13 protein-coding genes and 5 tRNA genes are annotated in these 15,782 nt (G+C 35.2%); 1 reads left to right on the top strand and 17 read right to left on the bottom strand.

Going from position 1 to position 15,782, the window contains the following annotated elements:
• Window positions 1–18: 18 nt before the first annotated feature.
• Window positions 19–789: an XRE family transcriptional regulator gene (locus tag AC1EU5_RS08205; RefSeq protein WP_480191892.1), complete on the top strand. Its 771-nt coding sequence runs from the start codon at window positions 19–21 to the stop codon at window positions 787–789.
• Between the two features lie 209 nt (window positions 790–998).
• Here AC1EU5_RS08205 and AC1EU5_RS08200 read toward each other — a convergent pair whose 3' ends face one another.
• The 17 genes from AC1EU5_RS08200 to AC1EU5_RS08120 form a co-directional block, all read right to left on the bottom strand.
• Window positions 999–1,313 carry a DUF3467 domain-containing protein gene (locus AC1EU5_RS08200; protein ID WP_480191891.1) on the bottom strand — a complete coding sequence of 105 codons (315 nt, stop codon included), beginning with the start codon at window positions 1,311–1,313 and terminating at the stop codon, window positions 999–1,001.
• 6 nt (window positions 1,314–1,319) lie between these two features.
• Entirely contained in the window at window positions 1,320–5,588 is a 4,269-nt protein-coding gene (gene rpoC, locus AC1EU5_RS08195; protein ID WP_480191890.1) for a DNA-directed RNA polymerase subunit beta', read from the bottom strand.
• A 73-nt stretch (window positions 5,589–5,661) separates the two neighbouring features.
• Complete coding sequence (rpoB, locus tag AC1EU5_RS08190; RefSeq protein WP_480191889.1) at window positions 5,662–9,477, bottom strand: DNA-directed RNA polymerase subunit beta; 3,816 nt, start codon at window positions 9,475–9,477, stop codon at window positions 5,662–5,664.
• A 147-nt stretch (window positions 9,478–9,624) separates the two neighbouring features.
• Complete coding sequence (rplL, locus tag AC1EU5_RS08185; RefSeq protein ID WP_480191888.1) at window positions 9,625–10,002, bottom strand: 50S ribosomal protein L7/L12; 378 nt, start codon at window positions 10,000–10,002, stop codon at window positions 9,625–9,627.
• 42 nt (window positions 10,003–10,044) lie between these two features.
• Complete coding sequence (rplJ, locus tag AC1EU5_RS08180; RefSeq protein WP_480191887.1) at window positions 10,045–10,560, bottom strand: 50S ribosomal protein L10; 516 nt, start codon at window positions 10,558–10,560, stop codon at window positions 10,045–10,047.
• A 20-nt stretch (window positions 10,561–10,580) separates the two neighbouring features.
• A complete protein-coding gene (rplA, locus tag AC1EU5_RS08175; RefSeq protein ID WP_480191886.1) occupies window positions 10,581–11,276 on the bottom strand; it encodes a 50S ribosomal protein L1 in 696 nt (231 codons plus the stop codon).
• A gap of 20 nt (window positions 11,277–11,296) precedes the next feature.
• Window positions 11,297–11,734: a 50S ribosomal protein L11 gene (gene rplK / locus AC1EU5_RS08170; RefSeq protein ID WP_480191885.1), complete on the bottom strand. Its 438-nt coding sequence runs from the start codon at window positions 11,732–11,734 to the stop codon at window positions 11,297–11,299.
• A 69-nt stretch (window positions 11,735–11,803) separates the two neighbouring features.
• Window positions 11,804–12,355: a transcription termination/antitermination protein NusG gene (nusG, locus tag AC1EU5_RS08165; RefSeq protein ID WP_480191884.1), complete on the bottom strand. Its 552-nt coding sequence runs from the start codon at window positions 12,353–12,355 to the stop codon at window positions 11,804–11,806.
• A 14-nt stretch (window positions 12,356–12,369) separates the two neighbouring features.
• Entirely contained in the window at window positions 12,370–12,558 is a 189-nt protein-coding gene (secE, locus tag AC1EU5_RS08160) for a preprotein translocase subunit SecE (RefSeq protein ID WP_480191883.1), read from the bottom strand.
• A 16-nt stretch (window positions 12,559–12,574) separates the two neighbouring features.
• A tRNA-Trp gene (locus AC1EU5_RS08155) sits at window positions 12,575–12,647 on the bottom strand.
• A 174-nt stretch (window positions 12,648–12,821) separates the two neighbouring features.
• Complete coding sequence (tuf, locus tag AC1EU5_RS08150; RefSeq protein ID WP_480191882.1) at window positions 12,822–14,006, bottom strand: elongation factor Tu; 1,185 nt, start codon at window positions 14,004–14,006, stop codon at window positions 12,822–12,824.
• A gap of 54 nt (window positions 14,007–14,060) precedes the next feature.
• Window positions 14,061–14,132, bottom strand: a tRNA-Thr gene (locus AC1EU5_RS08145).
• A gap of 10 nt (window positions 14,133–14,142) precedes the next feature.
• A tRNA-Gly gene (locus tag AC1EU5_RS08140) sits at window positions 14,143–14,215 on the bottom strand.
• A gap of 37 nt (window positions 14,216–14,252) precedes the next feature.
• A tRNA-Tyr gene (locus AC1EU5_RS08135) sits at window positions 14,253–14,335 on the bottom strand.
• A gap of 61 nt (window positions 14,336–14,396) precedes the next feature.
• A tRNA-Thr gene (locus tag AC1EU5_RS08130) sits at window positions 14,397–14,470 on the bottom strand.
• A 109-nt stretch (window positions 14,471–14,579) separates the two neighbouring features.
• A complete protein-coding gene (gene hpf / locus AC1EU5_RS08125; protein ID WP_480191881.1) occupies window positions 14,580–14,885 on the bottom strand; it encodes a ribosome hibernation-promoting factor, HPF/YfiA family in 306 nt (101 codons plus the stop codon).
• A 6-nt stretch (window positions 14,886–14,891) separates the two neighbouring features.
• Window positions 14,892–15,779: a tyrosine-type recombinase/integrase gene (locus tag AC1EU5_RS08120; protein WP_480191880.1), complete on the bottom strand. Its 888-nt coding sequence runs from the start codon at window positions 15,777–15,779 to the stop codon at window positions 14,892–14,894.
• Between the last annotated feature and the right edge of the window lie 3 nt (window positions 15,780–15,782).

The raw sequence follows: 15,782 nt of genomic DNA, 5'->3' as shown, positions 1-15,782 counted from the left end.
GTTTAATTTTGAAACATCATGAACTATATAGCAACAAACATTCGTCACTTAAGAGAGTTAAAAAGTTTTTCTCAGGAGTATTTTGCTGAAGAGTTGAAATGGAGTAGAGCCATGATTGCTTCCTTTGAGTCCGGAAGAACAGAACCTTCTATTGATAAGCTTATTGACTTATCAAAATACATGAATATTTCAATAGATATCTTAATTAAAATTGACTTAAGAAAATCAAAAAATCAATCTTTTATTGAAGTTGGCAATAAGCGGGTTTTGTTTCCAATTACTATTAATAATCAAGATGAAGAATATATTGAAATAATTCAAAATGAAGCTTCTGCGGGGTACTTAAAAGGGTATGCTGATCCTGAATATATAGAACAATTACAAAAAATAAAATTACCGTTTTTACCTACAGGAACGCACAGAGCTTTCCCTATAAAAGGAGATTCTATGTTGCCCGTAAAGGATGGCTCTTTTATTGTAGCTAGATTTTTAGAAGATATTAAGGATGTCAAAGACGGAAGAACTTATATTGTACTAACCAAAGAAGATGGTTTAGTTTATAAACGTATCTACAATCGTATTAAAGATCGAAAAAGTCTCTTACTCTATTCTGATAATAAATCTTATGCACCATACGAAGTGAAAATAGAGGATATATTAGAAGTTTGGGAATTTACTTGTTGTATTAATACTCAAGAATATGATAAAGATGAATTAAAACTCAGTAGCATTGTAACCATGTTTCAAGAATTAAAAGTTGAATTGAAAGCAATAGGTGGTACGGTTTAACCAAAAAAAATACCTTAGCATTGCTAAGGCATTTCCCCTCTTTTAATTGTTTTTTTCGTTTATAGGCTAATTCTAATTTTACGTTAATAATTTTACTATTCGTATATAAAACAATCAACATTTAAAAATTCCCGAAATTTTAGAAAATAAATTAAAATTATTTTTTACAAATGAAAAACGCCGAACATTTTGTTCGGCGTTTTTCTTATTTATGCTTGTCCTGTCGGCCCAAAATTCAAAGGTATAGGAGGTTGCTCGTAATCCTTAATCTCACCATGAGCACTTTCAAACTTAGTTACATTATCTGCCAATGCTTTTGTTAAGCGTTTTGCATGTTGTGGCGTTAATATAATTCTAGATTTTACTTTTGCTTTTGGTGTTCCAGGCATTACATTAATAAAGTCTACAACAAATTCAGATACTGAATGATTGATAATGGCCAAATTAGCATAGGTGCCTTCAGCTACCTGCTCATCTAACTCAATATTTAATTGATTTTGTTGTTTTTTATCTTGCTTTGCCATGATTACTTAGCTATCTATTTCTTCTTTTGAACCTACAATTAAGTGGTCATATTCACGCATACCTGTACCTGCTGGAATCTTCTTACCTACAATTACATTTTCCTTAAGACCTTCTAAATAATCAATCTTACCATTTACGGCAGCTTGATTCAATACTTTAGTTGTCTCTTGGAACGATGCAGCTGAAATAAATGATTTCGTTTGTAATGACGCTCTTGTAATACCTTGTAATACAGGCTCTGCTGTTGCAGGAACCGCATCTCTGGCTTCTACCAAGGCTTTATCAGCTCTACGTAATATAGAATTCTCATCTCTTAATTTACGTGCAGAAATAATCTGACCCGCTTTTAAGTTTTCAGAATCACCAGGGTTTTCAACCACTTTCATTCCGTAGATATTATCATTCTCTTCCATGAAATCATTACTATGTACCAACTGACTCTCTAAGAACATAGTATCACCTGAATCAACAATTTTTACTTTACGCATCATTTGACGTACAACTACTTCAAAGTGCTTATCATTGATCTTTACACCTTGTAAACGATACACTTCCTGAATTTCATTTACCAAATACTGCTGAACGGCAGATGGTCCTTTAATTTTCAAGATATCTGTTGGTGTAGTTGCACCATCAGATAAAGGCATACCAGCTTTTACAAAGTCATTTTCCTGTACAAGAATCTGATTAGAAAGCTTTACTAGATACTTCTTAATATCACCAGTTTTAGACTCAACGATGATCTCACGATTACCACGTTTAATCTTACCAAACGTTACTACACCATCAATTTCTGATGTAACAGCAGGGTTTGATGGATCACGTGCTTCAAATAACTCCGTTACACGTGGTAAACCACCAGTAATATCTCCTGCTTTACCAGATTTTCTTGGTATTTTTACAAGTACCTTACCGGCATCAATCTTTTCACCTTCTTCAACCATTAAGTGCGCTCCTACAGGTAAACTGTAAGATCTTAGTACTTCTCCTTTGGTGTCCTGAACAATTAAAGTAGGTACTACTTTCTTGTTCTTGGATTCAGAGATTACTTTTTCTTGGAAACCGGTTTGTTCATCAATTTCAACTTGATAAGTTATTCCTTGCTCAATATTTTCAAAAGCTACCTTACCTTGGAATTCAGAAACGATTACACCATTGTATGGATCCCATTTACAAATAACATCACCTTTCTTAACTTTAGCTTTATCTTTAATAGATATGAAAGAACCGTAAGGAATATTATTTGTACTTAAAGTAATACCTGTATTCTTATCAATTATTTTTACTTCAGATGTTCTTGAAATTACAATATCAGCTTCATTACCATCATTATCAAGACCCTTTACAGTACGTAACTCATCAATTTCAGCAACTCCATCAAACTTAACAGTTAATGAATTCTCTTCAGAAATGTTACCTGCAATACCACCTACGTGGAATGTACGTAATGTCAACTGCGTACCTGGCTCACCAATTGACTGAGCAGCAATTACACCAACGGCCTCACCTTTTTGAACCATTTTCTTTGTAGAAAGACTATGACCATAACATTTACCACAGATACCTCTAGAAGATTCGCAAGTCAATGCAGAACGTACTTCAACCATATCTATTGGAGAAACCTCAATCTTCTTAACTATATCTTCTGTAATTTCTTGACCAGCTTCTACTAAAACTTCTTCATCTAATGGGTTAATCACATCATTTAACGATACACGTCCTAGAATACGCTCTCCTAATGTTTCAACCACTTCCTCATTCTTCTTTAAGGCTTTAACTTCTAAACCTCTTAATGTACCACAATCTTCTTCATTAATGATCACATCTTGAGAAACATCAACCAAACGACGTGTTAAATAACCTGCATCTGCAGTTTTTAATGCTGTATCTGCAAGACCTTTACGAGCACCGTGAGTAGAGATAAAGTATTCAAGAATTGAAAGTCCTTCTTTAAAGTTAGAAAGAATTGGGTTTTCAATAATTTCACCACCGCCAGCAGTAGACTTCTTAGGCTTAGCCATCAATCCACGCATACCAGTTAACTGACGAATTTGCTCTTTTGATCCCCTCGCTCCAGAATCTAACATCATATAAACTGAGTTAAACCCTTGTTGGTCTTCACGAAGACGTTTCATAGACAATTCTGTCAATTTATTATTGGTAGATCCCCAAATATCAATTACCTGATTGTAACGTTCTTTATTAGTTAACATACCCATGTTATAACTAGCTATGATGGTATCAACTTGATCGTTAGCGTCAGCAATCATTTTGTGCTTTTCTTCTGGTATGATAATATCGCCTAAACTAAATGATAACCCTCCTTGGAAAGCGAACTTATAACCCATATCCTTGATTGAATCAAGGAACTGACCTGTTCTTGGAACATCTGTTACTCTTAAAATATTACCAATAATATCTCTTAAAGATTTTTTGGTTAATACTTCATTGATATAACCTGCTTCTTCAGGAACAACTTCATTAAATAAAACTCTACCTACAGTAGTTTCAATGATTTGCGTTGTTAGTTCTCCTTCTTCATTAAAGTCTTTTGTACGTACTTTAATCCCTGCATTTAGGTCAACTTTCTTTTCATTAAAAGCAATAGTTACCTCTTCAGGAGAATAAAATGTACTTCCTTCACCTTTTACCACATGATCCTTAGTTGATTTACGCTCTTTGGTCATATAATAAAGACCAAGAACCATATCTTGAGAAGGTACTGTAATTGGTGAACCGTTAGCCGGATTCAAAATACTATGCGAAGCCAACATTAATAATTGTGCTTCAAGAATAGCTTCTGGTCCTAATGGTAAGTGCACTGCCATTTGGTCACCATCAAAGTCAGCATTAAATGCCGTACATACTAATGGGTGCAATTGGATTGCTTTACCTTCAATTAATTTAGGCTGGAATGCCTGAATACCTAAACGGTGAAGCGTTGGAGCACGGTTTAATAATACAGGATGTCCTTTCAATACATTCTCTAAGATATCCCATACTACAGGCTCACGCTTATCTATAATCTTCTTAGCAGATTTTACAGTCTTAACAATACCTCTTTCTATTAACTTTCTGATAATAAAAGGCTTGTATAATTCTGCTGCCATATCTTTTGGCAATCCACACTCATATAATTTCAATTCAGGACCTACAACAATTACTGAACGTGCAGAATAATCAACACGCTTACCCAATAGGTTTTGACGGAAACGTCCTTGTTTACCTTTAAGTGAATCTGATAATGACTTTAAAGGTCTATTAGATTCAGTTTTTACCGCTGAAGACTTACGCGTATTATCAAATAAAGAATCAACGGATTCTTGCAACATACGTTTTTCATTACGTAAGATTACTTCAGGAGCTTTGATCTCCATTAATCTTTTTAAACGATTGTTACGAATAATCACACGACGGTATAGATCGTTCAAATCAGAGGTAGCAAAACGACCACCATCTAACGGCACTAACGGACGTAATTCTGGAGGCGTAACAGGTACAACCTTCATGATCATCCACTCAGGTTTATTTTCTCTGTTTCTATTTGCTTCACGGAAAGCTTCTACAACGTTTAAACGCTTCAATGCTTCCATTTTACGCTGCTTAGACGTTTCTGTATTTGCTTTATGTCTTAATTGGTATGATAATTCATCAAGATCGATACGCGCCAATAAGTCAATAAGACATTCTGCACCCATCTTAGCAATGAATTTTTCAGGATCAGAATCATCTAAATATTGGTTCTCAATTGGGAATGTCTCAAGAATATCTAAATATTCTTCTTCCGTTAAGAAATCCATTTTTTGCAATGGTTCTCCTTCAGCATTTTTAGCACCGGCTGGTTGAATTACTACATAACGCTCGTAGTAGATAATCATATCTAACTTCTTAGATGGTAAGCCTAGAAGGTATCCCATCTTGTTAGGTAATGATCTGAAATACCAGATGTGTGCTACTGGTACTACTAGATTAATATGACCTACTCTATCTCTTCTAACTTTCTTTTCAGTTACTTCAACACCACAACGGTCACAGATAATCCCTTTATAACGAATACGTTTGTACTTACCACAAGCACACTCATAATCTTTTATAGGACCAAAAATACGCTCACAAAACAAACCATCTCTTTCTGGTTTGTGTGTACGATAATTTATGGTTTCAGGTTTTAAAACTTCACCTTGTGATTTCTCTAAGATAGACTCAGGAGAAGCCAAACCGATAGAAATTTTATTAAATTTTTTTACAGTATATTTTTCTTTTTGTTTTGCCATGATAGTGCAATCGAATTAAATGTAAAAATGATATGGTAAAAGTAGCAGGAATTTTTCCTGCTACTTTCTAAATTTATTCTTCTAATCTAACGTCTAAGCCAAGTCCTTTTAACTCGTGCATTAATACGTTAAATGACTCTGGTAATCCAGGTTCTGGCATAGGTTCACCTTTTACGATAGACTCATATGTTTTAGCCCTACCTAGTACGTCATCAGACTTCACTGTTAAGATCTCTCTTAATGTACTAGAAGCACCATATGCTTCTAATGCCCAAACTTCCATCTCACCAAAACGTTGACCACCAAACTGTGCTTTACCACCTAATGGTTGTTGCGTAATTAATGAGTAAGGGCCTATAGAACGTGCATGCATCTTATCTTCAATCATGTGACCTAGTTTGATCATATAAATCACACCTACAGTTGCAGGTTGATCAAAACGCTCACCAGTTCCACCATCATATAAATAAGTATGACCGAATTCAGGGACACCAGCATTATTTGTAAGATCAGTAATCTCATTAATAGAAGCGCCATCAAAAATTGGTGTTGCGTATTTCTGATCTAATTTCTGACCTGCCCAACCAAGAACAGTCTCATAAATCTGACCAATATTCATACGTGATGGTACACCTAATGGATTCAATACGATATCTACAGGAGTTCCATCTTCTAAGAATGGCATATCTTCCTGACGCACAATACGCGCAACGATACCTTTATTACCATGACGACCCGCCATCTTATCACCAACTTTAAGCTTACGCTTTTTAGCAATGTAAATTTTCGCTAATTTTACGATACCTGCTGGCAATTCATCACCAACTGTAATTGTAAACTTCTGACGACGCAATGCTCCTTGTAAGTCACTAACTTTGATCTTATAATTGTGAATTAATTCACTGATCAACTTATTTGTATTCTTATCAGTAGTCCAAGTACCTTTCGTTAAGTGCTCAAAATCATTTACAGCATTTAACATTTTTAAGGTGAACTTCTTACCTTTTGGTAAAATTTCTTCACCCAAGTCATTTTGAACACCTTGAGCAGTTTTTCCGTTTACTAACGCAAAAAGCTTTTCAACAAGTCTATCTTTTAGAACGCCAAATTTATTTGTAAAATCAGCATCTAATCTCTCAAGTTCTTCCTTATCATGACTTCTCTTCGCCTTATCTTTTATTGTTCTTTGGAACAATTTCTTGTCTATTACCACACCTTTTAATGATGGTGATGCTTTTAATGAAGCATCTTTCACATCACCTGCATTATCACCAAAGATTGCACGCAGTAACTTCTCTTCAGGTGTAGGATCTGATTCACCTTTAGGAGTGATCTTTCCGATAAGGATATCACCAGGTTTTACTTCAGCACCAATACGAATCATTCCGTTTTCATCTAAGTCTTTAGTGGCCTCTTCAGAAACGTTTGGAATATCAGCTGTCAGTTCTTCCGCTCCTAATTTGGTATCGCGAACATCTAATGAATACTCATCAATGTGAATAGAAGTGAATACATCTTCACGAACAACTCTTTCAGAGATTACAATCGCATCCTCAAAGTTATATCCTTTCCAAGGCATAAAGGCAACTTTCATATTTCTACCCAATGCCAATTCACCTTTTTCAGTAGCATATCCTTCACAAAGTACCTGACCTTTCTTAACCTTATCTCCTTTTTGAACAATAGGATGGAGGTTAATACAAGTACCTTGATTTGTCTTTCTGAATTTAATTAGCTCATATGTCTTTTCATCTTCATCAAAACTTACTAATTTTTGCTCATCAGAACGATCATATTTAATTGTAACCTTATCAGAATCTACATACTCTACAACACCATTTCCTTCTGCGTTGATCAAAATTCTCGAGTCAGTCGCCACTCTACGCTCTAAACCAGTACCAACAATTGGAGACTCAGGACGCATTAAAGGCACTGCCTGACGCATCATGTTAGACCCCATTAAAGCACGGTTTGCATCATCATGTTCTAAGAAAGGAATTAATGATGCAGATATTGAAGAAATTTGGTTTGGCGCTACGTCCATATAATCAACTTCTTCAGGAGCTACTAATGGGAAGTCACCTTCCTCACGAGCAACAACTTTATCTAAAGTAATCTTACCGTCACTATCTAAATCTAAATTAGACTGCGCTATTTTCTTACCTTCTTCTTCTTCAGCACTTAAATATATTGGCTCCTTTTTAACATCAATTTTTCCTTCAGTAGCCTCACGGTAAGGTGTCTCAATAAATCCAAGATTATTTACCTTAGCATATACTGCCAATGAAGATATCAAACCAATGTTTGGGCCTTCAGGAGTTTCAATTGGACATAAGCGACCATAGTGTGTAAAGTGAACATCACGAACCTCAAAACCAGCACGCTCTCTTGATAAACCACCAGGACCTAATGCCGATAAACGACGTTTGTGTGTAATCTCTGCCAATGGATTGGTTTGATCCATAAACTGAGATAATTGGTTTGTACCAAAAAATGAGTTAATTACAGATGATAATGTCTTTGCATTGATCAAATCAATTGGTGTAAACACCTCATTATCACGCACATTCATACGTTCACGAATAGTACGGGCCATACGAGATAGACCAACACCAAATTGGCCTGCTAACTGCTCACCTACCGTACGCACACGACGATTTGATAAGTGGTCAATATCATCAACTTCAGCTTTTGAATTTACCAGTCTTATCAAGTTCTTGATAATGGTAATAATATCTTGCTGTGTTAATACTTTTTGATCAATATCAATATCAAGCTCTAGCTTTTTATTCATTCTGTAACGACCAACCTCTCCTAAGTTATATCGTTGATCAGAAAAGAATAATTTATTGATAATACCTTTTGCAGTTTCATAATCTGGTGGTTCAGCATTACGCAACTGACGATATATATGTTCTACAGCCTCTTTTTCAGAGTTTGTAGGGTCTTTTTGCAATGTATTATGAATGATAGCATAGTCACCCATGTTATCATCTTCTTTGTGCAATAAAATAGTCTTGGTACCTGACTCTAAAATCTGCTCAACATGCTCCTTTTCAAGAATCGTATCACGATCTAAAATGATTTCATTACGCTCAATTGACACTACTTCTCCAGTATCTTCATCAACAAAATCTTCATGCCATGTTTTCAATACTCTTGCTGCCAGTTTACGACCTAGATATCTTTTTAGACCAGACTTAGATACTTTTACTTCATCAGCAAGGTCAAAAATTTCAAGAATATCTTTATCACGCTCAAAACCAATAGCTCTAAACAAAGTAGTTACAGGTAACTTTTTCTTTCTATCAATATATGCATACATTACACTATTGATATCAGTAGCAAATTCTATCCAAGAACCTTTAAAAGGAATTACTCTTGCAGAATATAATTTAGTACCATTTGCATGGAAAGATTGACCAAAGAATACACCCGGAGATCTGTGTAATTGTGATACAACCACTCGTTCAGCACCATTGATCACAAAAGTACCACTATGGGTCATATAAGGAATTACGCCTAAATACACATCTTGAACGATGGTCTCAAAATCTTCGTGCTCTGGGTCAGTACAATATAATTTTAAACGTGCCTTTAATGGTACGCTATACGTTAATCCTCTTTCAATACATTCTTGAATTGAATATCTTGGCGGATCAACAAAGTAGTCTAAAAACTCTAATACAAATTGGTTTCTAGTATCTGTTATTGGGAAATTATCTGAAAATGTTTTAAATAAACCTTCATCCCCTCTTTCATCGGCCTTCGTTTCTAATTGGAAGAAATCTTGGAATGATTTAATCTGAATATCTAAAAAGTCTGGATAGTCAGTTACATTTTTGGCTGATGCGAAGTTTACTCTTTCAGTACTCTTGTGTGTTGACAATGGAGAAAATTTTTAATTAAAAAACTATTCTTTAACTAAGAACGACTATATACACAAAATGGTTTAGGCCATTGAACATCTTCAAATGACCTAAACCTTTATTGGTTTTCCCTATCCCGCTTTGTGAACAACAGGATGGGATTGAGATTATTTTAACTCAACCTCAGCTCCAGCTTCTTCTAAAGATTTTTTAAGACCTTCAGCCTCATCTTTAGATACACCTTCTTTTATAGGTGCAGGTGCGCTATCTACAATCCCTTTAGCTTCTTTAAGACCTAAACCAGTTAATTCTTTAACCAATTTAACTACAGCTAACTTAGAACCACCTGGTGCAGTTAAGATTACGTCAAATTCTGACTTCTCTTCACCAGCTGCTTCACCACCACCAGCTGCAGGACCAGCCACAGCAACAGCTGCAGCAGCAGGCTCAATGCCGTACTCCTCTTTTAAAATATCTGCTAATTCATTAACTTCTTTTACAGTTAAGTTAACCAATTGTTCTGCGAATTCTTTTAACTCTGCCATTTTAGTTTGTTTTAATTTTATTTTAGTTATTGTGCGTGTTTATTATTTTTCTGATAAGGTTTGTAAAATTCCTGACAATTTACCACCACCTGATTGTAATGCAGAAATAACATTCTTAGCAGGAGACTGTAATATTGTAATGATTTCACCTATCAATTCTTCTTTAGACTTAATATTTACTAATGAATCTAATTGGTCATCACCAACATATACAGATTCTTCAATATAAGCTCCTTTAAGTATAGGCCTATCAGATTTCTTACGGAATTCTTTAATTACTTTAGCCGGTGCATTACCAGTTTCAGAAACCATTAAAGAAGTATTTCCTTTTAATGTCTCAGGTAAATCACCAAAGTCCTTATCAACTTTTTCCATTGCTTTAGAAAGCAATGTATTTTTAACAACTGCCAATTTAACGTCAGCCTTAAAACAGGCTCTACGTAAATTTGTAGTACTTAAAGCATCTAATCCTGAAATATCAGCAAGATAAATTGCGCTACTATCAGTTAATTGGCTTGTTAAATTATCTATTACTTGTGCTTTTTCTTGTCTAGTCATAATTCAAAAATTTAACTTGCTTATACAACAACTGATTTGGCATCTATCTCAATGCCAGGACTCATAGTACTTGACATATAGATACTTTTAATATATGTACCTTTAGCAGTATTAGGCTTCAATTTGATAATAGTTTGAAGTAACTCATTGGCATTGCCTTGAATTTTGTCAGCGTCAAAAGACGACTTACCAATTGCAGCATGTATTATACCAGTTTTATCAACCTTAAAATCAATTTTACCACCTTTTACATCTTTAACAGCCTTTGCAACATCCATTGTAACTGTACCTGTCTTTGGGTTAGGCATTAAACCTCTAGGACCTAAAATTCTTCCTAATGGTCCTAACTTACCCATTACACTAGGCATTGTTACAATAACATCAACATCTGTCCAACCTCCTTTAATTTTTTGAAGGTATTCATCTAAGCCAACATAGTCAGCTCCAGCTTCTTTAGCTTCTGCTTCTTTATCTGGAGTAACCAATGCTAAAACTTTTACTTCTTTACCGGTACCATGTGGCAATGTTACAACACCACGTACCATCTGATCAGCTTTCCTAGGATCTACCCCTAATCTTACAGCCAGGTCAACAGAAGCATCAAATTTTACATTTGTTACCTCTTTTACTAAAGCAGAGGCTTCAGTTAAAGAATATGCCTTATTAGCATCTACTTTAGCTTTTGCTTCCTTTCGCTTTTTAGTTAATTTTGCCATTTTCTATAAAATTATAAAATTTAAACGGGAGCGTTTCCTTTAACCTTAATACCCATTGATCTTGCAGTACCAGCCATCATTTTCATTGCTGACTCTACGGTAAATGCATTCAAATCAGGCATTTTGTCTTCGGCAATCACTCTCAATTGATCCCAAGTTACAGTAGCAACCTTGTTACGGTTAGGCTCACCAGAACCTTTCTTTACTTTAGCAGCTTCTAAGATTTGAACAGCAGCAGGTGGTGTTTTAATAACAAAGTCAAAAGACTTATCTGTATACACTGTAATTGCTACTGGCAATACTTTACCAGGCTTATCTTGAGTTCTCGCATTAAATTGCTTACAGAACTCCATGATATTTACTCCGGCAGCACCTAAAGCAGGTCCAACAGGTGGTGAAGGGTTTGCAGCACCTCCACGAACTTGTAATTTTACAACCTTACTAACTTCTTTTGCCATTTTTTAAACTTTAATGTTATGATTTGTATAAATTTTGGAAGCTTTTATACCAATCTAAATATGTAACATTTATGAAATTTTCTCTACTTGCATATAGCTTAATTCTAATGGTGTTTTTCTTCCGAAAATCTTTACCATTACTTCAAGCTTACGTTTTTCTTCGTTTATCTTTTCTATAGTACCATCAAATCCGTTAAACGGACCATCAATTACCTTTACTGTTTCTCCTATGATATAAGGAATGGCTACATTTTCATTCTGTACTGCCAATTCATCAACCTTACCTAACATTCTATTTACCTCAGACTTTCGTAAAGGCACAGGATCACCACCTTTGGTTTCTCCTAAAAATCCGATAACACCAGTTACCGATTTTATAACGTGAGGCAATTCACCACTTAGGTTTGCCTCAACCATAATATATCCAGGAAAGTAAACACGTTCTTTATTTACTTTCTTACCATTTCTAATTTGAATAACTTTTTCTGTAGGTACTAATACTTGAGCCACTTGATCAGCAAGCCCAACACGAGCCACTTCATTTTCAATATAGGTCTTTACTTTATTTTCTTGACCTCCTATAGCTCTCACTACGTACCATTTCATTACAGAATCAGTCATAATCATAATTTAAATTAAAATAGATTAAAATATTGCTCTAATCCTAATTGAAACACTTTGTCAACACCAAATACAGCTAAAGCGAATAGTACAGAGAAAATAGCTACTACCACTGTACTTTTTTGAGCTTCAGACATAGGCAACCAAGTTACTTTTGTATTCAACTCTTTAAATGATTCTCTAAAATATTCTACAATATTCATTACTCTTTTACTTTTGCACGGGTTGAGAGACTCGAACTCCCGACACCTGGTTTTGGAGACCAGTGCTCTACCAACTGAGCTAAACCCGTATTTAAGTTTTGCTATACCTCCCGATAGCTATCGGGATGAGCTAAACCCGTTTATGGGGTTTTACCTACTTGAAAAAAACTATCAAAATGAGTTACACCCGTATAGAATATAAGGTGCTTCCCTTTTCAAAGAAGCACCTATTCTATATATAAACTAAAACCTTTTTAGGCGTTTTATAAAATCTCAGTAACCTGACCAGCACCTACAGTTCTACCACCTTCACGGATAGCAAAACGTAAACCAACATTCATTGCGATTGGCTGGTGTAAGTCTACTTCAATTGTCAAGTTATCACCTGGCATTACCATTTCTACACCGCTAGGTAAGTTAATAGTACCAGTTACGTCAGTTGTTCTTACATAGAACTGTGGACGATAGTTATTATGGAATGGTGTGTGACGACCACCTTCTTCTTTCTTAAGGATATAAACCTCAGCTTTGAACTTATCATGTGGAGTTACAGAACCTGGCTTACAGATTACCATACCTCTTTTGATATCAGTCTTCTCAATACCTCTTAATAAGATACCTACGTTATCACCAGCTTCACCTCTATCTAATATCTTTCGGAACATTTCAACACCTGTAATAGTAGAAGCTAACTTTTCAGCCCCCATACCAATGATATCTACAGCATCACCAGTATTAGCAACACCAGTTTCAATTCTACCAGTAGCAACAGTACCACGACCAGTAATTGAGAATACATCTTCAATTGGCATTAAGAAATCTTTCTCAACTTCACGAGTTGGCTCTTCAATCCAAGTATCAACAGCATCCATTAATTCAACAACTGTTTCCACCCACTTGTCTTCACCATTCAAAGCACCTAAAGCAGAACCTTGAATTACAGGAGTGTTATCTCCATCATACTCATAGAAAGAAAGTAATTCTCTTACTTCCATGTCTACTAATTCTAAAAGTTCTTCGTCATCAACCATATCAACTTTGTTTAAGAAAACAACGATACGAGGAATACCTACCTGACGACCTAATAAGATGTGTTCACGAGTTTGAGGCATTGGGCCATCAGTAGCAGCAACCACCAAGATAGCACCGTCCATTTGAGCAGCACCAGTTACCATGTTCTTTACATAATCCGCGTGACCAGGACAGTCAACGTGTGCATAGTGACGGTTAGCTGTTTGATACTCAACGTGAGATGTATTAATTGTAATACCTCTTTCTTTCTCTTCAGGAGCATTATCAATTTGATCAAAGTCTCTTACTTCAGAAAGACCTTTCTCAGCTAATACTTTAGTGATAGCCGCGGTTAAAGTAGTTTTACCGTGATCTACGTGACCGATAGTACCAATATTTAAGTGTGGTTTGGAACGATCAAAAGTTTCTTTTGCCATGATTATTTAATTTAAATCTTAGTTATATATAATTTGTAATTTAATTTGTTTTTGAGCCAATGACGGGATTTGAACCCGTGACCTCTTCCTTACCAAGGAAACGCTCTACCCCTGAGCTACACCGGCTTAAAAAAAGAGCGGGAGACCGGGTTCGAACCGGCGACATTCAGCTTGGAAGGCTGACGCTCTACCAACTGAGCTACTCCCGCAATAATTTTTAATATATCCTGTCAATAAAAAATAATGTGGGGAGAGCAGGATTCGAACCTACGAAGTCGAAAGACAGCGGAGTTACAGTCCGCCCCAGTTGGCCGCTTTGGTATCTCCCCAACAAAAATTTTCTTCAAAGAACATGTTTACTTTTTAGGGTAAACCTTTTACTTGTTTTTGAGCCGATAGAGGGACTCGAACCCACGACCTGCTGATTACAAATCAGCTGCTCTAGCCAGCTGAGCTATATCGGCATTTTTTCGTTTTTTTACATAAAAAAACAAACCGCTTTTTCTAACGGTTTGCAAATGTATAAAGTTTTATTTTTTCTACAAAACTTTTTAAAGTTATTTTAAAGAATTTTTACAAATGGTGCGCCCTTTGTTTTTCCTTCTTTTTATTCAATTGTCTTCGCAATGAATCTGCAGCTAAATCTACGCCTTCCTCAAAGCTTTTACATTGCTTTTTTACAATCAATTCATCACCAGGTATACTTACTTTAATTTCTGTAATCTTATTTTCTTTTTCACTAGTATTCTGAACTTTTAAATACACATCAGAACCTATAATTCTGTCATAATATTTATCTAAGTTTTGAATCTTACTTTCAATAAATTTTACCAGTTTTCCATCTACCGAAAAATTTACTGACTGAACATTTACTCTCATAGGCATTTAGTTTTTAGAGCTCCACGGATGAGCTTGGTTATACACTTTTTTTAATTCATTCAAGCTAGTATTAACGTATACCTGTGTAGAAGCCAAACTTGAATGACCGAGTAATTCTTTGACTGAATTTAAGTCTGCCCCTTCATTTAATAAATGTGTAGCAAAAGAGTGTCTTATAACATGCGGACTCTTTTTTACCTTTGAAGAGACCGTACTAAAATAACTATTAATTATTCTATAAACAAGCGTTCCGTAAATTTTATTTCCTTTTTCAGTAATGAGTAAGCTATCATGTCTGGTGTCAAAACCCTTTCTTAAATCAAGATATGATCTGATACTTTGCTCAACAGAAATCAGTAAAGGAATGATACGTTCCTTGTTTCTCTTACCTAAAACCTTTAGGGAATTATTTGCTAAATCAATATCGCTAATAGTTAGATTAATAAGTTCAGTTCTTCGCATGCCTGTTGAATAAAATAATTCAACAATTAATCTATTTCTTAGTGAAACAAAATCATTGCCTTCTTTAAGACTTGAAATGACTTCATCTATCTCTTTTTGAGTAAAAGGTACCTGAACTCGTTTTCCAACTTTTAATGCCTTATGTTTTACCAGCGGATCGTGATCTATTTGCTGTGTCTTCAACAAGAATTTATAATAAGCTTTTAAGGAGCTTATCTTTCTATTGATACTTCTATTAGATATTCCTTGGTCAACCAGAAGAACAATCCACGAACGTATTTGATTATAATTTATGGAAATAAGGTTAGTATCATCAAAAACCTCTTGACAAAAACCTTGAAATGATTTCAAATCATCTTCATATGCCTTCACGGTATGTGTAGCGTATTTTTTTTCTAGAGAAATATATTCAACAAACTGAGGTATGGGCATAAA

It is taken from the genome of Maritimimonas sp. 2405UD52-3 (assembly GCF_056591715.1).
Note: the sequence above shows the minus strand (reverse complement) of the source record. Positions and strands in the feature narration are given on the sequence as shown.